This is a genomic window from Pseudomonas sp. P1_C12, from assembly GCF_056406435.1.
Genome location: NZ_JBFUAE010000033.1, coordinates 1 through 20910, shown reverse-complemented (window position 1 = coordinate 20910; position 20910 = coordinate 1). Strand labels below are relative to the sequence as shown.

Sequence of the window (20910 nt, the reverse complement as noted above, 5' to 3'; positions counted from 1 at the left end):
ACCGAGGTGCGCATCTTACAGCGCATCTTTTCAATTTGCAACCTTAAAAGTTTCTGATTTTTCAACAAAATCAACTACTTAAGCCAAGAACAACATCAAGCTGCTCGTTAGCGGGAGGCGAATAGTACAGTATTAAAATACGTGGTCAACCCCTCCACCTGAAAATTCTTCTTCCTTACCAAAGCGCCCGGGGTTGCCACCATGAAAACCTCCAGCGTCTATATAAGGCATCGGGGCAGCAGAGAGCCCGGACCACGTCGTCACTGAAGCCCCCCCTGTTATTTCGTGGACGCCACCCATCACCCTCTCCCAGCGATAGCACTGTTCCAGGCCACCACATTCAATGACAGCGCCACACCCGTCCTGCTCGATCCGCCCCTGCCAACATACTCGTCGGCATTTCGGACCGTGCGGCAGATTTCAAAAAGAAGTCGCAAACCCCGCGACTATTCAGGGTTTGCGACTCATAGCCGATACGTCCCTCAAGCTCCCGGGACGTTTTCTTCGGATATGCCTGCCATGTTCATTGCGGAACGGGCGGGTTAGTTCTCTACCTCAACCACGTCGACATCCGGGGCATCAGGGGCGTCGGCCGCATCCTCTCTGGCTTCTTTCGCCTCGACTTTGGCATCCTCTCTGGCTTCTTTCGCTTCGACTTTGGCAGCCTCTCTGGCGTCTTTCGCCTCGACCTTGGCAGCCTCTCTGGCTTCTCTCGCCTCGACTTTGGCAGCGTTCGCCTCTACTTTGGCAGCGTTCCTGGCCGCATCTGCGGCAGCCCTGGCAGCATCTCTGGCTGCATCTGCTTCTGCCTTGGCGGCATCCCTGGCTGCATCTGCGCCCGGTACGCCAGCAGCTCTCGCAGCGTCTCTGGCTGCATCTGCTGCAGCTTTGGCAGCATCCCGGGCTGCATCCGCCTTGGCTCTGGCAGCATCCCTGGCTGCGTCCGCATCGTTTCTGGCAGCGTCCCTGGCCTCATCCGCGTCGTTTCTGGCTTCGTCTGCGGCTTCCCTGGCAGCGTCACCGGCGTCTTCTGCGGCTTCCCTGGCTGCATCTGCGGCGTTATCCGCATCGTTGTCATCGTCGTTGGCATGCGCTTTGCCCGGGCCTCTGTTCCCGGCCATGCCACCATGGTCATCGTCGTTGTCACGCGCATTGCCTGGGCCTCTGTTCCCGGCCATACCACCATGGTCAGCGTCGCCGCGCCCCGGGCCGCCATGACCGTCAGCGCCATGGCCTGCAGCACCATGATCGCCACCCTCTCCGTGGCCGTTGCCACCGTGACCGCCTCCGCCATCACCACCGTGGCCACCGCCTCCGGAGCCTCCACTGCCGGAACCACCGCCGCCACCGTGACCACCACCACCACCTCCGGAGCCTCCAGAGCCTCCGCTGCCGCCGCCTCCACTGCCGCCACCGTGACCACCACCGCCTCCGCCGCCACCGTGACCACCGCCGCCGCCTCCGCCGCTACCGCCATCTTTGGCATGCACGGTGGAGAAACTACTGATGTAATCAGGCACCAGGACAGTCGATGCCGACAGGACCCCGCCAATTGCCAGAGCCAACAAACATTTCTTGAGCAGCATGATGCACCTCCGCTTGGAGTTGCGTCGTCATCTCCGTATCGAACGCAATGTCCAGTGAGTTCCCGGCCGCCCATTGGAGCGGCCAGCCAACCGGCACGGCCATAAATCTGCAGCAATCAAGAGCAACTGCGGTATCCGCACGATCCCTCAGAGCCAGCCGGCATCGTTGCGTGGGAAATATTCCCACACCTAATAGATTAGTGCTGTCAGCCTGAGTGTCAACGACCGAACATCAGGACTAAAGCGCGCGCTGGCCTGGGCCGAGGCAGTGAAACGCATCAGTGCAGGGAAACAGGTGGATATCAGTAGGTGTGACTGAACAACAGTCCAGCCTCGCCATCCGGGCTGGCGTCGGAAAAACCCTTGACGGCATACAACTGAAACTTCCAGTTCTGATTGAGCTTGTGCGTGAGGAACAGGGTGAGCTCCTTGATCTGGTCGCCCGTGGAAACGACCTTTTGCCGCCAATCGTAGGACACGCCCGCCGCAGTGCGCGCGAACACGGGCATGGCGAAGCCCAGGCCGGCGAATATCGGGTTGTCGAAGTCGGAGCCCGACGGGTCGCCGAATTTTTTCCAGCCCAGAGTGGCGAACCCGGTCACAGGGCCGAAGGCTTTGGCGACGTCGACCTGGGCGGAGTAGTCGGTTTTGCCCGTGCCCAGGCACTTGTCTTCGTCGGCTGTGGGCAACTTGACCTTGCCGATCAGGTCCACGAACAGCCCGCCAACGCTGCCGTCAATCACCGCATAATCGGCACCGGCGACAGTGTCACCCAAACCGCTTTCCACTTTGCCGCAACCACCGGGCAACGGCTCGCCATCAGGGCCGACCGAAGGATTGGTGATGCGCAGCCAGGGCACAGTGAGCTTGTAGGTCATGGGGCCGGTCTGGTATTTGCCCACCAGTGGGACGTACCAGGTTTCAGAAGTTGTACCGGTGCCATAGTCGCCCCGAGAGTAGTCGGTTCCGATCGAGGTCGAGAAGGTATCGGCCAGGGCCGGCAAGGCCAGGCTGGCAAGCCAACCGACGAGCAGGATGCGCTTGGGGTCCATGTTCACCTCGTGTCTTGCGTCATCGAAGTTCACACGCATGCTTTGTTGCGTGACTTACCAAGCCTAGTTACTTATGACGATAGTGCATCATGACAGCACTGTTTAACCCGACCTGCCGGAGTGATCGACTTTTTCAACCGGTTCAACCTTCTCGACTTTCTCGACCTTTTCGACTTTCTCCACCTTCTCGACTTTTTCTGGTCGCTCTACTTTCTCGCCCTTCTCTGGGCGTTCGATTTTTTCGACTTGCTCTACCTTCTCGACTCTATCGACTTTGTCGACTTTGTCGGGTTGCTCGACCTTCTCGACACGCTCTGACTTGCCGGACCTGTCCACGCTTTCCCTCTGGTCGCCGCCGCCATGACTGTCATTGCCCCCGTGGCGAGTATCTTCGCCGACGCCGCCCTCGCTCCCGGAGCGGCCGCTCCTGTCACTGCCCGAGTTCCCGGAGCTGTTGGAGCCGCCCGAATTGCCCGAGCCACTTGAGTCGTCCGTTTTTTGCTCGCTGCCCCGGAGTCGCCCGTGTTGGTTGCTGGCTGGCGAATCGGAGCGCTCGCGGGGCAATTCGATACGCGTTGCCTGCACGTCCCGCGCACCGGTAAACACGCCGTTGACCCGCACGCGTCGGTCCAGCGCCATTTCTGAAGGCTGCACACCGACAAACACGGTGTCGTGCGCCAGCGTCACATTAAAGCCTCCAACCACCAAATGGCTGTCCTGCCGGCCCTGTACCAGGCCCTCGATCACTGCATTGTGTGCCCGGCCAATGAATGGCAGGCTCGGGTCGGGGCGGCTTTGGGTCACGTCCAGCTCGCGGCCGGACCACTGGCCGCGCACCAGCATTTCCTGCGCCGCGCCTGAATGATTGCTGAGTTTGAGCCCCTGGAGATAGCCGCTGCGATCCACCGAGCCGATGGCACTGGCTTCCTTGAGGCCCGGCGCCCGGTCGATGCGGCTGGCCACCACTTCGCCACGAGCATCGCGCAGCCCGCTGACCCGTACGGGATCACCCAGGCGCAGACCGGGAGCGACTTGAGCACCGCTGGCCAGGCGTACCGGTTGCCCCATGACGCGCATGGGCATGGATGCGCGCGGCAGGGCTGTCAAGGGGCCTTCGTAGGCGTGCAGGATAGAGATGCGCCCGGCCTCCAGACCTCGCCGGGAGTTGAACGCTTCCACGGCAACCACTTGGCCGACTGCCAGGTGGGTACTGGTGGTGGCAACGCCGTTCTCGCTGACAGGGACGTTGTTGTTGAAGTGCACTTCCACGCCATTGACGCAGATCGAGGCGAACCCGGTGATGGTGCCGACAATGCCGGTGCCACCGATCCCTCCGTTATCATTGCTGATGCCCGTGCCACCCACGCCGCCTGCAATGGCACCGGTACCGCCAATGCCGCCAGGGCGTTTTTTCAGCGGTGCACCGGTACCGCCAATCCCGCCGTTGTCGGTGTCGATGCCGGTACCGCCCATGCCGCCAGGCGCTGCGCCCGTGCCGCCGGTACCGCCCGGAGCCTGGATGACTGGCACTGCGCTGGTGCCCGCGTCATTCTGGCTGACACAGGCTGGGGCGGCTTGCAGCACAATCGGAAGCCCGAGGCCCAGAGTGAGGGCGATTGCACGAATCAGGCGCAAATTGACGGTCATGGCTTAGGGGCCGTTGGTGAATCGGGATCGGAAGCTTCAGTGTAGAAGTACAATCCGACCGTGATGCGCTGGCGTGGTTCAAGGCTGGGCAGGTCCCGGAACTCCAGTTCGGCGGCGAGTCGGTTGAAACTCAACAGGGCCTGCATTCCCTCGCTGGCAACGGCCTCGCGCAACGCCTCGACGCTCATCGGGGCCAGTGCGTCATAGTGCACGCTGCGTTCAAAAAAGGCCGGACCTTCACTGCTCAGGTTGTGTACCGCAGCGCAGGCATGATCGTGCAGGTTATGCCCCAGGTAAGCGGTTTTCTCATCGAAGCCCTTTTGTGGCACGAAAGCCTGGGCTTCGAGGTGCACGAGATCTTTTTCGTCAAGGCGCACGACCCCCAGACGCAGCCACTCGTCCAGCACCACCCGCGCCCTGATATCCGTGCTGATCTTCGCCACCAGGGCGTCAAAGGAGCGGTCGCCGCCGACACGGGCCAATCGAGGCAGTGGCAGTGGCTTACCGGCGTCGTTGCAGAAGGGCGCGTTGGCCCAGGCGTTGATCAGTTGCGCTCCGAACGTGATGTTTTCCGGAAGCGTGGAAGCAGCCGGGTCGCTGGTATTGCGCAAGCGTCGTACATCCTTGCGATGCACGCCGGTGAGCAGGCTGATGCGGCTGTCGGTCGGTGCCTTGTCGCCCAGACGGAACTCACGGTCCGCCACTTCGACGAAAACCTCCTTGAGCAGGTCGACAAACACCAGGTAGGTGACGCCTTTGCGCAGCATCAGGCGCACCAGCGGCCGCATGACATGTCGCAAGGCTTTGAGGAGCGAGGTGGGCAGCGTCGACGATTGCATTCAGCGAATTCCTGGATAGATAACCCCAGTATAGCTACGTGGGAAATAATCCCATGAACGCACGCGCGTATTTTTTTCGCGCCTCGTGCAAAACCGGTCCCCAGGGTTTTGCATGAGGCCGCAAAACGCTTCAGATCCGGCTGTCGTCGTCGGGTTCACCGCCGACATGGACACCGCGGTCGTCACCAGGCTCACCGCCGACATGGACACCGCGGTCGTCACCAGGCTCACCACCGACGTGGACGCCGTGGTCATCACCAGGCTCACCACCGACGTGGACGCCGTGGTCATCACCAGGCTCACCGCCAACGTGGACACCGTGATCATCACCAGGCTCACCGCGAGCGCGGTTGCCGTGGTCGTCACCTGCTTCGCCGCGAGCGTGGTTGCCGTGGTCGTCACCGGCTTCTGCATGGGTACCACCGCGACCGGAGTTCGAGGCTCCAGAACCGGCATGGCCTGAATTCCCATGGTCGCTGCCGCTGTGACCACTGTTGCCACCACTCCCACTGTTGCCGCCGTGGCCACTATTGCCACCATGACCGCCACCACCGTTGCCGCCACCACCACCACCACCACCACCACCACCACCACCACCACCACCACCACCACCACCACCACCACCACCACCACCACCACCATCCTTGGCGTAGGCACTCGAGTCATGGGAGACGGAATCCGGTACCAAAACCATGGAAGCCGAAAGGACGCCACCAATTGCCAGTGCCAGTAATCCTCTCTTGAAAAGCAGGTAAGTGTTCATCGTGCATTCTCCTGGTGATTTACCGCGAGCAGTGTCAACGCAATACGCGTTGCAATCCGGGAGCGGCATTGGAGCAATCCGTCTGACTTACAGTTTCTCCTGAATTTATTGCGTGGGATTTTTTCCCACACAATGAAACTAGACCTTTCTGGCTCCGGGTCAACCGGCGCAGGAGAAAGCCGACCGACGGCTGGGGACACGGATGGGGATGGGGGGTTGCCCATGCGGGGGTGACATGGGCTTGGATTTTGGCGTGCTTCGTCGATAGCTACCCCGGTACCGAGGATTTTTGCGCACCGACACTGCCCGCCCTACCGGCGACTGCAAGTGCCACGCAACAAGCCAGTAACGAGAATGCGGCGAATGCGCCCATCACATGCAGATAAGGCAACACGTGATTCCAGGCTCGAGCCACCCCCAGGAATGCGGCGAATAGCCAACCGCTCATGGAAAGCGCACCCAACAAGGCAAGCCGCGTGCGCCCTGCACTGCGCAGTGCGACGAATGGAGCCTTTTGCAGCAGCGGGAAACCAACTCGATGCAACAATGCACCGTTCAGGCTAAGCAGCGCGACGACAGTCACCTTGGCCCAGAGTTTCTGATTGAGCAGATACGCGTCGCCTTCATTGAGGTAACCCTGGAGCACCAGCAACAATCCGCTTGCCCAAAGGCCCAGCAGTGCGAGGCTGACGATCTTCCGGGTTTCATCAAGGTACTCGAGCCGCGCCTGGTCCAGTATTTCCTTGCGCCAGCTCCAAAGCTTGTGATCCGCCTGCAACACCCTCCCCAGGGCAATACACGTAGCGAGCAGATGAGCGTATACGAGAAGCATTTTGAGCATTGCCTTGACCTTATTATTGTTTGGGCGCTGCGTTCCCTGCTTCGCTGAATTGAAAACGAATGATACAAATTAGCAGTTGCGTTTTCAAGACAAGCGCCTAATAACATGTGCCGAAACCGACCTCCATACAACTTTCGTCGTATTTGGAAACAGTCATTCCTGTGGCGGATGAATGCCGCGTCCCCCCTCATCGTCGGAATGCTGTAAACCGTTGTAGCGCTGCATCGCGGCCGCCCTGCCCTTGGCGTGCAAAAAGCAAGATTGCCATGTGCTCCCTTCGTTCTTTCTTGCGTCGCACTGTTCTTTGCCCGTTCCTGTACATCTGGAGTTTCCCCCATGCCCCCGCCTGAATACTTGCCCGCTGCGCTGCTGGGCCTGGCCCTTGTTTGTCCGGCCATGGCCGAGGCCCAGAGCCTGGAGCTGGGGCAAGTGCTGATCGGGGCTGAGGACCAGAGCGACGAAGACCAGGGGATCGAGGACGCCATGGCGCGGCTGGCCCAGGTGCCCGGCGGCACCAATGTGGTCGACATGCGTCGCCCGTTGCAGGGCCGCGTGGCCAGCAATCAGGATGTGCTGGCTTACCAGCCGGGGATCTACGCCCAGTCGGCGGGCAACGAAGGGGTGAAGATCTCGATCCGCGGATCAGGCATCAACCGTGCACCCGGCGCCCATGCCTCGGGGCTGTACACCATGCTCGACGGTCTGCCGCTGACCGGCCCCGGCGGCACGCCCTATGAATTGCTGGAACCGCTGTGGCTCGACCATGTGGAAGTGCTGCGCGGCGCCAACGGGTTCGACCGGGGCGCCCTGGCGTTGGGCGGGGCCATCGATTACGTCAGCCACACTGGCTACGACTCGCCGCTGCTGCAGGTGCGCTACGCAACGGGCAGCCACGGCTACCTCCAGCGCCAGGTCAGTTCCGGGCAAGTGCTCGGCGACTTCGATTACTACCTGGCCATGACCGATGCCAACGCCGACGGCTACCAGGACCACACGGCCAGTGAGAGCCAGGGTGTCATCGCCAACTTCGGTTATCGCTTCAACCCCAACCTGGAAACACGCTTCTACCTGCGCCACCGCCAGACCGACAACGACCTCGCGGGGCGCGTGACCAAGCACTCCATCGAGCATGACCCACGGGCGGCCAACCCTGCCTACGTGGTGCGGGACGACCGCCGCGATGAGCCGGGCAGCACCTTTATCGGCAACAAGACCACCTGGTACATCGATGACGATTCGAGCATCCAGACCGGTCTTGTCTACCACGACTACCCGATGGATTTGCGTGAGGGTCCCAACCGCCTGCAGGTGGCGTACACGGACGTCAGCGGCACGTTCGACTACAAGCGTCGCGACACGCTGTGGGGCCTGCAAAGCCAAAGCACGCTGGGCCTGCGAGTGACCAGACACCTGCCCAACTCAGGTGCCAGCGAGTTCGTGCGCATCCCCACCGGCAACACCGCCGGTTACGCACCGGGCACGCTGATTCGCAACTTCACCTACCAGGGCTCGGACACCGTCCTGCATGTGGGCAATGACCTGGAAATCGCCGACGACCTGTGGCTGACCACCGGCCTCGCTGCCATCTACACCCGCCGTGAAAGCGATGTCACCTACCCGCAAAGTGGTGGCAAGACCAGCCTGCACGACTGGGACTATGCCCCGCGCGTGGGCCTGCGTTATCAACTGACACCTGACCTGCAACTGTTCGGCAATCTCAGTCGCTCGGTCGAGGCACCGCACCCGTGGTCGCTGATCTATAGCTCCAGCATTCGATTCCCGGCAGGCAGTGGCCCCGCCACAGGCGCCCAGCGTGATCCGGTCAAGCTGCAAAACCAGACCGCCACCACCCTGGAAATCGGCGGCCGCGGTGACAGCACGTTGGGGCAGTGGAGCCTGGCCTGGTACTACGCCCAAGTGCGCCATGAACTGCTGTCGGTGTTACCGGATGCCAACGCCACCACCCCCTACGAACTCAACGCCAGCCCCACCGTGCACCAGGGCGTGGAAGCCAGCCTGCTGAGCCCTCTTTGGTCGCCGGACGATGGCGGCCAATTAAGCCTGCGCCAGAGCTACACCTTCAGTGACTTCCACTACCGCGACGATGACCACTTCGGCGACAACCGCCTGCCGGGCCTGCCGATGCACTATTACCAGGGCGAACTGCGCTACGACTGGCCGCAAGGCTTTTTTGCCGCGTTCAACACGCAATGGGCATCCAAGGTGGCGGTCGATTATGCCAACAGCTACTACGCCGATCCCTACGCAATCTTCGGTGCGACGCTGGGCTACAACGCGCCCAAGGGCGACTGGCAAACCTGGCTGGACCTGCGCAACCTGACCGACAAGCACTATGCCGCCACGGTCACACCGGGCTACGACGACAAAGGGCTGGACGCGGCACGCTCCACGCCCGGCGAGGGGATGGCGATGTACGTCGGGGTGTCGTGGAGCCTGCTCTGAGGCCGCGTACCTGTCTTCGCAAACGCACGTAACCGCGCGCGACGACTAAGCTTTAGTAACGTCATTTCGTCCCTCAAGGAGCTATCCATGAGCGCCGCCGCCCTGTCCGAACTCGATGCCACCCTGCCCGGTCTGACCCGCAAGATCCGCGTGCTGGATGCCCTGTCCTGGCCGGATGGGGTCGAGGAAGACTTCCTGGCGAAATGGCGCAGCGGGCGTGCGGAGTTACCCGATGTCGAGCTGCAGCCCCGCGACCACAGCGCTGACATCGCCGCCCTTGAATCCTTTATCAGCCGCTGCGATGTGGGGCATCCGGCCGGGAACTTCCTCGCCATGACCGCCCGCAGCTATGCCACCGCCGGGCACATGCTGGGGGCCATTGGCACTCCCGCCTTTACGCAATATTCGTCAGCGCTGTACCGGCGCCCGGATTTCTATTACTCGCGCCTGCAACTGAGCATGCTCGACGCGGCCCGCTTCTTTCTCAAGACCACTGACGCCCTGCTGGGCGGTGCGCGAATTCTACCGAGCCCGGCCGAGATTCCGGCCAAGGCATTCGCCGCCTGGATACAACCGGAACTGGACCGTTTCTTCGGCGTCGGACAGATCACAGTCGTGCTTGATCCGAACCTGGCCGCCAAGGCCATCGCCGGATCGAGCCGCATTCGCCTGCGGGCCAGCGCGCTGTTCTCGGAGCTGGACAAGAACCAGCTGTTGCAACACGAGGCCTTCGTGCATGTCGCCACGGCACAAAACGGCGCGCGACAGCCCAACCTCATAAGCCTGGGCCTGGGGGCGCCCCGCACGACCCAGACCCAGGAAGGCATTGCCACCCTGGCCGAACTGTTCACCGGCAGCATGGACATCAATCGTTTGCGTCGTCTGGCCCTGCGCGTGCTCGCCGTCCAGCAGGCGCTGGAGGGTGCCGACTTCATCCAGGTGTTCGAAGGCTTTCTGGCGGCTGGGCAGTCGCAGGAGGAGTCCTTCCGCTCCACCCAACGGGTGTTTCGCGGCGCCAACCTGCGGGGCGGTTCGGCGTTCACCAAGGATGCCGCTTACCTGACCGGATTGCTCGGCGTCCACACCCTGCTGCGCATTGCAATCCGCGATAACCGGCCGGAACTGGTGGGGCATTTGTTTGCCGGGCGCCTCAGCCTGGCTGACACCGTGCGCCTGGCGCCCCTGTTCGAGTCCGGCTGGCTCAAGGGCCCGGTCTATCTTCCGGCCTGGGCCTCTGACCTGCGTCTACTGGCGGCCAATCTGGCTTTCTCGGCGTTCATCGCCCAGATCAAGCTGGACGTGCTGGACCTGGAGGTGTTCATGGCATTCGCCGAAGAACACGAAAGCGATGCCAGCGCCCAGTGACCAGGGTGACACCGTTTTAAAGGCAACCTTGATTTTTGAAATGAACTGCTACCCTTAGGAAGCGGCAACGAAGCTGGACTCTGTGGCTTGCAAAGTCAGCTTTCACCTCTGCTGCATCGACTCACTCATTTCAAGCCTGCCTGACCACATAGGGGGTGCAATGCGCATTCCATTTTTTTACGCGTTGTCAGCCGTACTGTTTTTGAGTGGGTCTTCCTGCCTGGCACAGACTGCAGATGCGACCGCCGCCGCACCGGCACCCGCTACCGATACAGTGCCCGTCACCGCGCCTGCCAAAGATCCCGTGTTTACCCAGGAACAGCTGGATCAGATGCTGGCGCCCATTGCGCTTTACCCGGACCCACTGTTTGCACAGGTACTGATGGCCACCACCTACCCCGGGGAAGTCGGCGAGGCGGTCATCTGGTCCAAAGCGCACCCGGACGCCAAGGGTGACGATGCGGTCAAAAAGGTGGCGAACCAGCCCTGGGATCCGAGCGTGCAGGCACTGGTCGCCTTCCCGCAGGTTCTGGCAACGCTGGGACAGGATCCCGTCTGGGTCCAACGCCTGGGTGATGCCTTCCTGGCGCAGCCCGACGATGTCATGGAAAGCGCGCAACGCTTGCGTCGCCAGGCACAGGCAGCCGGCAATCTGCAGAGCAACCAATATCAGAACGTGACGATCCAGAATGTCGCGGCGCCAGCACCGGCGACCACGACTGCGGCACCGGCCCCTGAATCGGCCCCGGCCAGCAACTCCACCATCATCATTCAGCCTGCCGATCCGCAGGTGGTGTACGTCCCCACGTATAACCCGACAACCACCTACGGCACCTGGCCCTACCCGGCGTCGCCGCCTGCGTACTATCCACCGCCACCGGCCTATTACCCTGGTCAGGCCCTGATGGCCGGACTCGCGTTTGGCGCTGGTGTGGCGATCGTAGGATCGTTGTGGGGTGAATGTGACTGGGGCAATAACGACGTCGACATCGACGTCAATCGTTACAACAACATCAACGGCAACAACCGGATCACCAACAACAAATGGCAACACAACCCGGTGCACCGCAATGGCGTGCCCTATCGAGACAGTGCGAGCCGCTCACAGTACGGTCGGCAACTGAACGGCGCCAGTCAGCGTGAGGCCTATCGCGGGGACAATGCCCAACGCGCCCAGGCCCGTGAAAATGCCCGCACCTCAATGGACAAGCACGGTATCGAACGACCTGCCACCAGCAACCGCGAAGCCCGTGATCAAACGCGCCAACTCCAGTCCGCAACCGTGGGCGGAGATCGGCTACAGGCCGGTGCAGACAGGCCAAAGGCGGCTGACAGAGGCCAGGGCCCGGCCAGAAACACCCGGGAGAATCAGCAACTCCGCAAACAGGCCTCTCAAGTCAATCAGCAACCCAGGGACCAGAGCGCTCAGCTGAATCAGCGCAGAGAGGGCCAGGCGCAGACGCGTCAAACGGCGAATCAACGGCCGGCCGCCAGTACCGGCAGTGCCCGCAACAACGCCTTCGCCGGTGCACGTTCACCGTCCCAGGCCAACGTCCAGGCCAATCGTGGCCGGGCCAGCCAGGCATCCGCCCAACGCCCAAGTGCCGCGCGATCGGCCGGTCACCAGGTCAGTCGGCCGTCCAATCCACCAGCGCGTCAAAGGGGGGGTCGTCGTTGAAAAACCAACCTCGAGTGAAGGGACTCATGGGCTTGCTCCCTCATGTCCTTGCGATAGCTGCCGGCTTGTTGTGGTCGTGCATGGCGACGGCGCAGCAGGCCTTTCCAACGCCAGAAAAAGCCGCTGAAGCCTTTGTCGAAGCACTGGGCACGGAACACTCCGACCAGGCACGCCTGACGGAGCTGCTGGGCAGTGACTGGCACAGTTACATCCCGCGTGAAGGCGTGCAGCGCGAAGATGTGGATGCGTTTTTGCAGCAATACCGCGAGCAACATCACATAGAAAACTCCAGCGAGCGCAAGGCAGTCCTGGCGGTCGGCAGCAAGAACTGGACACTGCCCATCCCCATGACAAAAGACGCGAACGGTTGGCGCTTCGACCTGAAGGCCGGCAGTGCCGAGATCCGTGCCCGTCAAATCGGCCGCAACGAACTGGCCGCGGTGCAATCGGTGCTGGCCTATCACGACGCCCAGATGGACTATGCGTCAGTCGATCGAGACGGTGATGGCGCACTCGAGTACGCGCAGAAAATCTTCAGCACCCCCGGCAAGCACGATGGACTCTACTGGGCGGAAGACGACAGCGGCCAGATCAGCCCGCTGGGGCCTTCATTCGGCAAAGCCATTGCCGACGAAGAGTGGCATGGTTACCGCTTCCGCATCCTTGATGGCCAGGGCCCTTCGGCGCCGGGTGGCACCTACAGCTACCTCATCGGTGACAAGATGAGCCGGGGCTTTGCCCTGATCGCCTGGCCGGCGAAATACGATGACACCGGCGTGATGAGTTTCATGATCAGTCATGAAGGACAGGTGTTCGAGAAAGACCTGGGGCCAGGTGGTGAAAAACTGGCGAAATCGATGAAGCGTTTTGATCCGGATGACAGCTGGAAAGAGGTGGCTGAAGATCAAGCGCCATTTGTCACATTTACAACGGGCGGCGGATAAAATCCGCCTGAAAGGCGGAGCTGCGCCGCAAATCAGCAAAATTAAAAATAACACTCCAATCTAAGCAATCACACAAGACACAAGACACAAGACACAAGACAAACTATAGCTGACAGACATCGTCTCGCATCGCCTCCCGTCGCCACAAACTACAACTGAGTTCCCCAAACGCCATAAAACTATAGATGCGCCGTTTCCCGCGCTAAAATCATTGAAACAACATTTATTGCTTGCATAGATGAAGCCTGACCAACCACCAATACTCTCGCGGAGTTAACCAATATGTTGACAGAAGGATTCTCACTGAGGAGTTTCACCATTTCTTTATCTATTGCCTCAGGATCCTTCATGTCGACTGCATGAGTCTTTACGAGAGTTTCCGGGTAGCCCGAAACCATTCTTGAGCGTGCGAGCTTTAGACTTTCAAGATCTCTGGATAGTAATATCAAGCCCATGCCACGAGATGCAAAATATTGTGCCACCGCAAAACCTATTCCGCGACTCCCTCCAATGACCAATACGCATTTTTTCACACTCAAGGCTTATATGTTTCGCTATTTACAAGGTCTTTTGGCGCAAAGCCACCGCTTCGATCTCTACTCGCCACGCGTCATTGGGTAACCCAGCAATTTTCAGTACGGAGCGAGCGGGTACATTGGGCTGATCTTTTGTTCCGAAAAACTGCGCATAACCTTCCATGAAGCCCTCCATATCCATTTTGTTATTCTTGGCCGGGTCACCCACCAAAAACACTTGTAGTTTGACCACATCGCCCAGTCCCAGCCCAATATCGTTCAGACTTTTCTCTATCGCTTTAAAAACTGCAATCGTCTGCCCTTTTGTGTCCCCACCATAAGCGAGCGGGCTAGTGATACTCTGGCGAGGATCTTGCACCGGAGGAAGCTTCCCCGACAGGTATATCGTTGAAAAGGAACCAGGTACTTCAACGGCAGCGGCGACAGGAATAGTTGAGTTAGCGACGCGGTGACGAACAACCCCCTCCTGCGCAGCTTGTGCAGCGTTCACGGTGAAAAAAGACATGAGACACAAAATAGCCAGTGGCCTTTTACCCAGTAATTTCGGCATAAAACAACCTCCATCATCAGTTCAGTGTGATTTTATATAAGATGACATCCCTGTCATCGCTTACGAAAAAATCAGTTATTGAGTGACAACCGCTTGAGCGGAAGGTAATGCCCCAACCGCCTTCAATAGCATCCTGCCAATTTCTTCTCTTTTGGGAGCATCGGCCATTCTATTAGGCGTGTCGATATTCAAAGCAAAGAAAACCGGGCCTGTTGGCCATTCTATCCAGCCGACCCACCAACCTACTTGGCTCCCAAGCCCGGTTTTAGCGCGAATAATCCATTCACGCCCTGCTTCAATCACCATGATGTCTTTTGTCAAAAGTTGGTGCTCAACCTTGAAAGGCAGTTCATTCCTATAAAGCTTTTCAAGAAAATCGATCTGCTCCTGCGCTGAAACTTCCAGCCCACCGTCAACCCAGTAATCACGCTTTTTTACGCTTGCATCTTGATTTCCGTAGCTTATACTTTGCAAGTAACTTGTTGCTTTGTCCTTGCCGATTTCTTTTGCAAACCCACGATACACCCACAAGGCGGAGTGCCTCATCGCAGATCTTAAATTTTGGTCTGCATTATGGGAAAGAATTTCGTGTTTCTCTCCGTCCCATTTAAAGACCTGAAACTCATCATGAACAACGCCAGAATCAAGAGCGAATAGCGTATGAGGTATTTTAAAAGTTGAAGCGGGTGTAAAACGCTCTATCGAGCGCTCCTTGTTGTAGATGAATGTTTTACTTTGATTGCCCCGTTCATCTTTGACAATAATAGTGCCATTAGTGTTGAATTTATCAAAGACACTTTTCCAGCCCTTCTCCTCAACAACACTACCTTTAGCACCCGCCAACACCCCGCTTGAAAAAGTCGCAAGACAAGCAGCCAACAACAAAAATTTTGAAGATTTTTTTATACACACCACTCTTCACTCCACTCCATAGATTTTTTAAATACAAAAACATTGGTTATTGCACTAGCGCAACGGGAAGTTTGTATCAAGATACGTCTCGCGCGCACGGAGTTGAGGTGCGCAAACAGTTGCCGTGAGAAAAACCGCAGTCAAGGAGCGCCTATTGACACCCACCAAGGGGTGGGGTCGCAAGGTCTTTTTTTGAACCAAGAGACGTGAAATAACTCTCTGAGAATCTCATGTCGATTCAGCGTCTATCCGCTCAATCCCGGATTTCAACTCAACAAATTCGCAAAACCCTCAAACGATTGAAGACACCTCAGCTTGAATTCGAGGACCGTGCCCTTCGTCGTCATCTTATAAATACCCAAACTAGTCGCTCGATCATCGAATGGGTTATTCGCGTTGGCCAACAGCGAGGTAAAACAGCATCTGCCCGCCGTCCCCCCCCTTTAGCCCGATACACTCCGCCCCCCAGAAAATTGGTACCCACCCACGTGGTAGCAGAGTTTCCCGGTATATGTGAGAGCGTGGTACGCCACTTGATAAAGGCGCGGTTACTTACCTATATGCGGCGAAAATGCAAAGGATGCGAGTACCTTACTGACAATAATAGTGCTCGAAAAAAATCAAAAATAAATACGTGAGTGTAACCGAAGCTAAAAAATGATTGGGCTGCAGCTGCAGCCGCACATCGATAGTTAAAACGCTTGCAGCATTTGGCATTTCACCAGTCACTGACCCAGGAATCGATGACCTCCCTTCGAATTTTTACTTAAGAGAAAACGTATTAATACAGGCCAGTACCGCTGAGCAGCTACAGCGAGAAAAAATAGGGGATATACGATACTGGAAGCGGCAAAGAAGCTGCATATCTCAGCGTCGACGGTTCTATTATGGTAAAAGCTGGCTTACTCAAAATCGTCGTTGAAAGGTTTCCAGACAATCGTCTGCTCAGAAAGCGTTGCATTGACAAATGCTACCTAAATTAAGGATTGACCTTACGGACAAAAATGACAAATGGGGTCAAGCGCAGCAGGAGTGACCGGGGTGTCACCAACCTGCTGCCGACGCTCTGAATCGCTGAGGGATCTTATCTGGATCAACAGGACGAATCGGTCTTCGTTGCCCGTATTTTCGTTACAGGAGGGTTGTTCCAGTTGGAATCCGCAACGATCAAGGACTTTTCTCGAGCCCACGTTTTCCTTGTAGGCAAAGGCAACCAGTTGCGTAAGCCCCCAGCGCGTCTTTGCTTCCTGTATCAGATGCCTCAGCGCCAGCGTGGCCAGCCCCTGCCCGCACGCGCGCTGATCAATCCGATAGCCGACTTGCGCAGAACCCGTCGATGAGTCGATGCTTTTCAGATTGGCTCGCCCCACGATTCTCTGACTGGAATCCTCGATGACAAACGGGTGCCAGGCGCCATTGGCAAAATCGGACAAATAGCTTTCGATATGATCGGCGACACCCTGCAACGAGTAAAAAGCAGGGTCGCGCGCATCAATATGGGATTCGAACCATTCACGGTTATGGACTTCGAATGCCAGCAACGCTTGAGCGTCAGTCTTTTTCAGCTCGCGAACGCTAAACGATTCCATTCATAACCTCTCCTGAGTCTTGTGCCGAAAGGGCCCAAGTTTATCTCATACCTGAGCAACCTTGCCGGGCTGAGCAATCCCCCCCTCTCGAATCCGAGCGGCTTGTACGAGGCATATGGATAAACGTATATTCATATAACCATATGTATCGAGCCACGCCAATGCTCAACCCTGCCGCTGTATTCAAATGCCTGTCCGACGAAACCCGCGTCCGGGCCACCTTGCTCATCACTCGTGAAGGCGAGTTATGTGTTTGTGAGCTGGTCTGCGCCCTCGACGACAGCCAGCCTAAAATTTCCCGCCACCTTGCACAGCTGCGCGGGTGTGGCCTGCTTCTCGACCGCCGCCAAGGGCAATGGGTGTATTACCGGCTTAACCCCGATTTGCCCGCGTGGGTTCGCGACGTTCTCGAGGCGACGTTGCGGGCAAACGCCGACTGGCTTGCGCAAAACAGCACTCGCCTTGCCGCGATGGGCGACCGTCCGCTGAACACTTCCGCCTGCTGCTGACCCTTCATTCATCGAGACTCTGCATGTTCACTGCATTTAGCATTTTCCTGCTCACCATGGTCCTGGTCATCTGGCAACCCAAGGGGCTGGGCGTCGGCTGGAGCGCCTCCCTGGGTGCCATTCTGGCCCTGCTTGCAGGCGTCGTGACGCTGGACGATATTCCACTGGTGTGGAGCATTGTCTGGAACGCCACCGCGACGTTCATCTCGCTCATCATCATCAGTCTGTTGCTCGATGAGGCAGGCTTCTTCCAGTGGGCCGCCTTGCATGTGGCGCGCTGGGCCAAGGGTGACGGGCGTCGCCTGTTCGTATTCACGATACTGCTGGGGGCCGGCGTATCCGCTCTGTTTGCCAACGACGGTGCAGCCCTGATTCTGACCCCCATCGTCGTTTCAATACTGTTCGCATTGCGTTTTTCGCCAGCGTCTACCCTGGCGTTCGTCATGGCGGCCGGTTTCATTGCCGACACGGCGAGCTTGCCCCTGGTGGTGTCCAACCTCGTCAACATCGTTTCGGCCGACTACTTCGACCTGGGTTTCAGCGAATACGCCGCCATCATGGTGCCGGTCAATGTCGTTGCCGTGGCAACCACGCTCGTGGTGCTGTACCGGTTTTTCCGGCGTGACATTCCCCGGCACTACTCTCTCGATGACGTGCTGGATCCGCGACGCGCCGTGCGTGATCCCCTGACCTTCCGCGTCGGCTGGATGGTTCTGGGTCTGTTGTTGATCGGGTTGTTTGCGCTGGAACCCTTGGGCATTCCAGTCAGTGCAATCGCAGCGGTCTGTGCCGCGATGCTGTTCGCTGTGGCTGCGCGTGGGCATGTGATTTCAACGCGACGGGTGCTGCGTGAAGCGCCCTGGCAGGTGGTGATCTTTTCGCTGGGCATGTACCTGGTGGTGTACGGGCTGAAAAATGCCGGGCTGACCACCTACATGACAATGGCGCTGAACCACATGGCCGAATTCGGCATCTGGGGCGCAGCATTGGGCACCGGTCTGCTCACGGCTTTGCTGTCATCGGGGATGAACAACATGCCTACGGTGTTGGTGGGCGCACTGTCGATTCAAGCCAGTGACGCCACCGGCGTGGTCCGTGAAGCCATGATCTACGCCAATGTCATCGGCTCTGATCTGGGCCCCAAGATCACCCCCATCGGCAGTCTGGCCACCCTGCTCTGGCTGCATGTTCTGGAGCGCAAGGGTATCCGCATTACCTGGGGTTACTACTTCAGGGTCGGCGTGGTTCTGACGCTGCCGATTCTGCTCATCACCTTGTCTGCCCTGGCCTTGCGCCTGAGCGTTTAGCCCCTGGGCGACTGCAAAGAGGAATCACCATGCGTGTTCTGTTTATGTGTACCGCCAACAGCTGCCGCAGCATCCTGTCCGAAGCCATGTTCAACCATCTCGCCCCGGAAGGCTTTCAGGCGATCAGTGCCGGCAGCTTCCCCAAGGGACAGGTGCTGCCCCGCAGCCTGAGCACCTTGCAAGAGGCCGGCATTGCCATCGGCGGCTTGAGCAGCAAAGGCAATGACGCATTCGAAGCCAACCCGCCAGACATCGTCATTACAGTCTGCGACAAGGCTGCCGGTGAGGCGTGCCCCGTGTACTTCGGACCGGCATTGAAAGCCCATTGGGGCCTGGAAGACCCATCGGACATAACGGGCGATGAAGCAACGGTATCGGCGGCGTTCCACTCTACCCTGGCGCGCATCGAAACACGCTGCCGGGCATTTCTGGACCTGCCGTTTGCACAACTTGACCGCGATGCGCTGAAGCGCGAACTCGACCGCATCGGCACGCTGTAACCGGAGCCCTCGTCATCTGCTACCGGGTCGGGTATTGGTCGCTCAAGACCAAGCCAGACTCATTCAACTGACACTGCTGCCAGTTTCTGACCGCGCGACACGATTTCGAAAAAAAGTCGCAAACCCCACGACGCTTCAGGGCTTGCGACTCTTTGCCAATACGTCCCTCAAGCTCCCGGGACGTTTTCTACGGTATGCCTGCCATGTTCATTGCCGAACGTGCAGGTTTAGTTCTCCACCTCAACCGCGTCGAAATCCGGGGCGTCGGCCACATCCTTTCTGGCTGCGTTCGCCTCTACTTTGGCAGCGTTCCTGGCTGCATCTGCGTCGGCCTTGGCGGCGTCCCGGGCTGCATCTGCCGCGGCCCTGGCAGCGTCCCGGGCTGCATCTGCGTCCGGTACGCCAGCAGCTTTTGCAGCATCCCGGGCTGCATCTGCATCAGCCCTTGCAGCGTCCCGGGCTACATCTGCGTCGTTTCTGGCTGCGTCCCTGGCATCTTCTGCGGCCTCCCTGGCTGCATCTGCGGCGTTATCCGCATCGTTGTCATCGTCGTTGGCATGCGCTTTGCCCGGGCCTCTGTTCCCGGCCATGCCACCATGGTCATCGTCGTTGTCACGCGCATTGCCTGGGCCTCTGTTCCCGGCCATACCACCATGGTCAGCGTCGCCGCGCCCCGGGCCGCCATGACCGTCAGCGCCATGGCCTGCAGCACCATGATCGCCACCCTCTCCGTGGCCGTTGCCACCGTGACCACCTGCGCCATCACCACCGTGACCACCACCTCCGGAACCTCCACTGCCGGAGCCACCGCCGCCACCGCCGTGACCACCACCGCCTCCACCGCTGCCGCCATCTTTGGCATACACGCTGGAGAAACTACCGATGTAATCGGGTACCAGGACCGTCGATGCCGACAGGACCCCGCCAATTGCAAGAGCCAACAAGCATTTCTTGAGCAGCATGATGCACCTCCGCTTGGAGTTGCGTCGTCATCTCCGTATCGAACGCAAAGTCCAGTGAGTTCCCGGCCGCCCATTGGAGCGGCCAGCCAACCGGCACGGCCATAAATCTGCAGCAATCAAGAGCAACTGCGGTATCCGCACGATCCCTCAGAGCCAGCTAGCATCGTTTCGTGGGAAATATTCCCACACTCTCTTTGGAGAAGTGCTTTCAGCCCGAGTTCAACAAAAGAGCATCAGGACTGACGTATGGATTGCGCAAAAACTTCAACCTGACCCGAATGGTTAAAACCGGCACGACTGCTCGGTCGGGCTTTTCATATCGTTGCAGCAGTCCATCCCCATGTGCTCTAGATCCAACACCTGATACTTCCAGAGCGTTGACGAACCTTTGCGGCAGAAGGTAAACGCTGCTGCCCCCCCCCGATAGCCAATGGACAATTGAGTGAAAAGAGAAAGGGAGGGCATCCATTGCCCTCCCCTCCGCGGTCCACGCTCCCTGCGACAGTACTGACCAGTACCTCAAGTGACCAGAATGAAGTCCGTCTGATCAACGGTCGCACTGCTGACACCCACAAGGCGGATGGAGTCCGCTCCGATCCCGACCACCGTGTCCGCCCCGTCAGCCGTTATGCTCACGTTGGTCGCGAACACCGCGCTGGTGACCCCCATCCCCGTGATATCGAGCAAGTCCTGCCCTGCGGCCGGGTTGGATCCGAAGTTCAGGATCGTATCGTTGCCGAAGCCTGGGGCAAACGCGAAGATATCGTTGCCGGCGACGCCGCCACTCATCACGTCGTTACCTGCGCCACCGACGAGGACGTCATTACCCGCCCCCCCCCCCGATCACGTTGTCGAGCGCGTTGCCGG

At 59.0% G+C, this 20910-nt stretch carries 18 protein-coding genes and 1 pseudogene; 7 read left to right on the top strand and 12 right to left on the bottom strand.

Annotated features, from left to right (window positions below):
- Nucleotides 1–739 precede the first annotated feature (739 nt).
- The 6 genes from AC1D19_RS29940 to AC1D19_RS29915 all read right to left on the bottom strand — a co-directional run bounded on the left by AC1D19_RS29940 (nucleotide 740) and on the right by AC1D19_RS29915 (nucleotide 6728).
- A complete protein-coding gene (locus AC1D19_RS29940; protein WP_477765522.1) occupies nucleotides 740–1486 on the bottom strand; it encodes a hypothetical protein in 747 nt (248 codons plus the stop codon).
- A gap of 402 nt (nucleotides 1487–1888) precedes the next feature.
- A complete protein-coding gene (locus AC1D19_RS29935; RefSeq protein WP_477756540.1) occupies nucleotides 1889–2638 on the bottom strand; it encodes a hypothetical protein in 750 nt (249 codons plus the stop codon).
- A 102-nt stretch (nucleotides 2639–2740) separates the two neighbouring features.
- Nucleotides 2741–4285 (bottom strand): DUF5666 domain-containing protein, encoded by a 1545-nt coding sequence (locus AC1D19_RS29930; RefSeq protein ID WP_477765521.1) that lies wholly within the window; start codon nucleotides 4283–4285, stop codon nucleotides 2741–2743.
- Nucleotides 4282–5124 (bottom strand): DUF6502 family protein, encoded by an 843-nt coding sequence (locus AC1D19_RS29925; protein ID WP_477760769.1) that lies wholly within the window; start codon nucleotides 5122–5124, stop codon nucleotides 4282–4284. The genes AC1D19_RS29930 and AC1D19_RS29925 overlap by 4 nt, the downstream gene beginning before the upstream one ends.
- A 130-nt stretch (nucleotides 5125–5254) precedes the next feature.
- Nucleotides 5255–5887, bottom strand: coding sequence for a hypothetical protein (locus tag AC1D19_RS29920; protein ID WP_477765520.1), 633 nt, complete (start codon nucleotides 5885–5887; stop codon nucleotides 5255–5257).
- Between the two features lie 268 nt (nucleotides 5888–6155).
- Nucleotides 6156–6728: a hypothetical protein gene (locus AC1D19_RS29915; protein ID WP_477765519.1), complete on the bottom strand. Its 573-nt coding sequence runs from the start codon at nucleotides 6726–6728 to the stop codon at nucleotides 6156–6158.
- A 336-nt stretch (nucleotides 6729–7064) separates the two neighbouring features.
- Between AC1D19_RS29915 and AC1D19_RS29910 the strand changes: the two genes are divergently transcribed.
- The 4 genes from AC1D19_RS29910 (at nucleotide 7065) to AC1D19_RS29895 (ending at nucleotide 13178) form a co-directional block, all read left to right on the top strand.
- Nucleotides 7065–9191, top strand: a complete 2127-nt coding sequence (locus AC1D19_RS29910; protein WP_477760767.1) for a TonB-dependent receptor family protein — start codon at nucleotides 7065–7067, stop codon at nucleotides 9189–9191.
- A gap of 87 nt (nucleotides 9192–9278) precedes the next feature.
- Nucleotides 9279–10556: a flavohemoglobin expression-modulating QEGLA motif protein gene (locus tag AC1D19_RS29905; RefSeq protein WP_477760766.1), complete on the top strand. Its 1278-nt coding sequence runs from the start codon at nucleotides 9279–9281 to the stop codon at nucleotides 10554–10556.
- A gap of 160 nt (nucleotides 10557–10716) precedes the next feature.
- Nucleotides 10717–12234: a DUF3300 domain-containing protein gene (locus tag AC1D19_RS29900; RefSeq protein ID WP_477765518.1), complete on the top strand. Its 1518-nt coding sequence runs from the start codon at nucleotides 10717–10719 to the stop codon at nucleotides 12232–12234.
- 26 nt (nucleotides 12235–12260) lie between these two features.
- Entirely contained in the window at nucleotides 12261–13178 is a 918-nt protein-coding gene (locus AC1D19_RS29895; protein ID WP_477765517.1) for a DUF2950 domain-containing protein, read from the top strand.
- 179 nt (nucleotides 13179–13357) lie between these two features.
- Here the strand turns inward: AC1D19_RS29895 and AC1D19_RS29890 are convergent, their stop codons facing one another.
- From AC1D19_RS29890 to AC1D19_RS29875, 4 genes and pseudogenes are all read right to left on the bottom strand, one after another.
- A complete protein-coding gene (locus AC1D19_RS29890; protein ID WP_477765524.1) occupies nucleotides 13358–13711 on the bottom strand; it encodes an SDR family NAD(P)-dependent oxidoreductase in 354 nt (117 codons plus the stop codon).
- A 25-nt stretch (nucleotides 13712–13736) separates the two neighbouring features.
- On the bottom strand, nucleotides 13737–14264 hold the full coding sequence (locus tag AC1D19_RS29885) for a RidA family protein (RefSeq protein ID WP_477765516.1): 528 nt from the start codon (nucleotides 14262–14264) through the stop codon (nucleotides 13737–13739).
- A gap of 75 nt (nucleotides 14265–14339) precedes the next feature.
- The gene (gene blaOXA / locus AC1D19_RS29880) at nucleotides 14340–15149 is read right to left on the bottom strand and encodes a class D beta-lactamase (protein ID WP_477765523.1); all 810 of its coding nucleotides are present in this window, start codon (nucleotides 15147–15149) and stop codon (nucleotides 14340–14342) included.
- 1118 nt (nucleotides 15150–16267) lie between these two features.
- Nucleotides 16268–16765, bottom strand: a pseudogene (locus AC1D19_RS29875) (GNAT family N-acetyltransferase); the annotation flags it as partial.
- A 161-nt stretch (nucleotides 16766–16926) separates the two neighbouring features.
- Here AC1D19_RS29875 and AC1D19_RS29870 point away from each other — a divergent pair.
- The 3 genes from AC1D19_RS29870 to AC1D19_RS29860 are packed head-to-tail and all read left to right on the top strand — an operon-like array spanning nucleotide 16927 to nucleotide 19081.
- Nucleotides 16927–17274 (top strand): metalloregulator ArsR/SmtB family transcription factor, encoded by a 348-nt coding sequence (locus AC1D19_RS29870; protein ID WP_477756832.1) that lies wholly within the window; start codon nucleotides 16927–16929, stop codon nucleotides 17272–17274.
- Nucleotides 17275–17297: 23 nt separating this feature from the next.
- The gene (locus AC1D19_RS29865) at nucleotides 17298–18581 is read left to right on the top strand and encodes an arsenic transporter (RefSeq protein ID WP_477760764.1); all 1284 of its coding nucleotides are present in this window, start codon (nucleotides 17298–17300) and stop codon (nucleotides 18579–18581) included.
- Between the two features lie 29 nt (nucleotides 18582–18610).
- On the top strand, nucleotides 18611–19081 hold the full coding sequence (locus AC1D19_RS29860; RefSeq protein WP_477765515.1) for an arsenate reductase ArsC: 471 nt from the start codon (nucleotides 18611–18613) through the stop codon (nucleotides 19079–19081).
- A 227-nt stretch (nucleotides 19082–19308) separates the two neighbouring features.
- Here AC1D19_RS29860 and AC1D19_RS29855 read toward each other — a convergent pair whose 3' ends face one another.
- Both AC1D19_RS29855 and AC1D19_RS29850 read right to left on the bottom strand, forming a co-directional pair.
- Nucleotides 19309–20043, bottom strand: a complete 735-nt coding sequence (locus tag AC1D19_RS29855) for a hypothetical protein (RefSeq protein ID WP_477765514.1) — start codon at nucleotides 20041–20043, stop codon at nucleotides 19309–19311.
- Between the two features lie 519 nt (nucleotides 20044–20562).
- Nucleotides 20563–20832, bottom strand: coding sequence for a hypothetical protein (locus AC1D19_RS29850; protein WP_477765513.1), 270 nt, complete (start codon nucleotides 20830–20832; stop codon nucleotides 20563–20565).
- Between the last annotated feature and the right edge of the window lie 78 nt (nucleotides 20833–20910).

Excerpts from the sequence above, each read along its gene's own strand:
- AC1D19_RS29940 (WP_477765522.1), bottom strand. The coding sequence starts at position 1,486 with ATGCCAAAGATGGCGGTAGCGGCGGAGGCGGCGGCGGTGGTCACGGTG.
- AC1D19_RS29870 (WP_477756832.1), top strand. The coding sequence starts at position 16,927 with ATGCTCAACCCTGCCGCTGTATTCAAATGCCTGTCCGACGAAACCCGC.
- AC1D19_RS29865 (WP_477760764.1), top strand. The coding sequence starts at position 17,298 with ATGTTCACTGCATTTAGCATTTTCCTGCTCACCATGGTCCTGGTCATC.
- AC1D19_RS29925 (WP_477760769.1), bottom strand. The coding sequence starts at position 5,124 with ATGCAATCGTCGACGCTGCCCACCTCGCTCCTCAAAGCCTTGCGACAT.
- AC1D19_RS29855 (WP_477765514.1), bottom strand. The coding sequence starts at position 20,043 with ATGCTGCTCAAGAAATGCTTGTTGGCTCTTGCAATTGGCGGGGTCCTG.
- AC1D19_RS29850 (WP_477765513.1), bottom strand. The coding sequence starts at position 20,832 with ATGAGTGGCGGCGTCGCCGGCAACGATATCTTCGCGTTTGCCCCAGGC.
- AC1D19_RS29900 (WP_477765518.1), top strand. The coding sequence starts at position 10,717 with ATGCGCATTCCATTTTTTTACGCGTTGTCAGCCGTACTGTTTTTGAGT.
- AC1D19_RS29885 (WP_477765516.1), bottom strand. The coding sequence starts at position 14,264 with ATGCCGAAATTACTGGGTAAAAGGCCACTGGCTATTTTGTGTCTCATG.
- AC1D19_RS29920 (WP_477765520.1), bottom strand. The coding sequence starts at position 5,887 with ATGAACACTTACCTGCTTTTCAAGAGAGGATTACTGGCACTGGCAATT.
- AC1D19_RS29915 (WP_477765519.1), bottom strand. The coding sequence starts at position 6,728 with ATGCTCAAAATGCTTCTCGTATACGCTCATCTGCTCGCTACGTGTATT.
- AC1D19_RS29930 (WP_477765521.1), bottom strand. The coding sequence starts at position 4,285 with ATGACCGTCAATTTGCGCCTGATTCGTGCAATCGCCCTCACTCTGGGC.
- AC1D19_RS29935 (WP_477756540.1), bottom strand. The coding sequence starts at position 2,638 with ATGGACCCCAAGCGCATCCTGCTCGTCGGTTGGCTTGCCAGCCTGGCC.
- AC1D19_RS29905 (WP_477760766.1), top strand. The coding sequence starts at position 9,279 with ATGAGCGCCGCCGCCCTGTCCGAACTCGATGCCACCCTGCCCGGTCTG.
- AC1D19_RS29895 (WP_477765517.1), top strand. The coding sequence starts at position 12,261 with ATGGGCTTGCTCCCTCATGTCCTTGCGATAGCTGCCGGCTTGTTGTGG.
- AC1D19_RS29860 (WP_477765515.1), top strand. The coding sequence starts at position 18,611 with ATGCGTGTTCTGTTTATGTGTACCGCCAACAGCTGCCGCAGCATCCTG.
- AC1D19_RS29910 (WP_477760767.1), top strand. The coding sequence starts at position 7,065 with ATGCCCCCGCCTGAATACTTGCCCGCTGCGCTGCTGGGCCTGGCCCTT.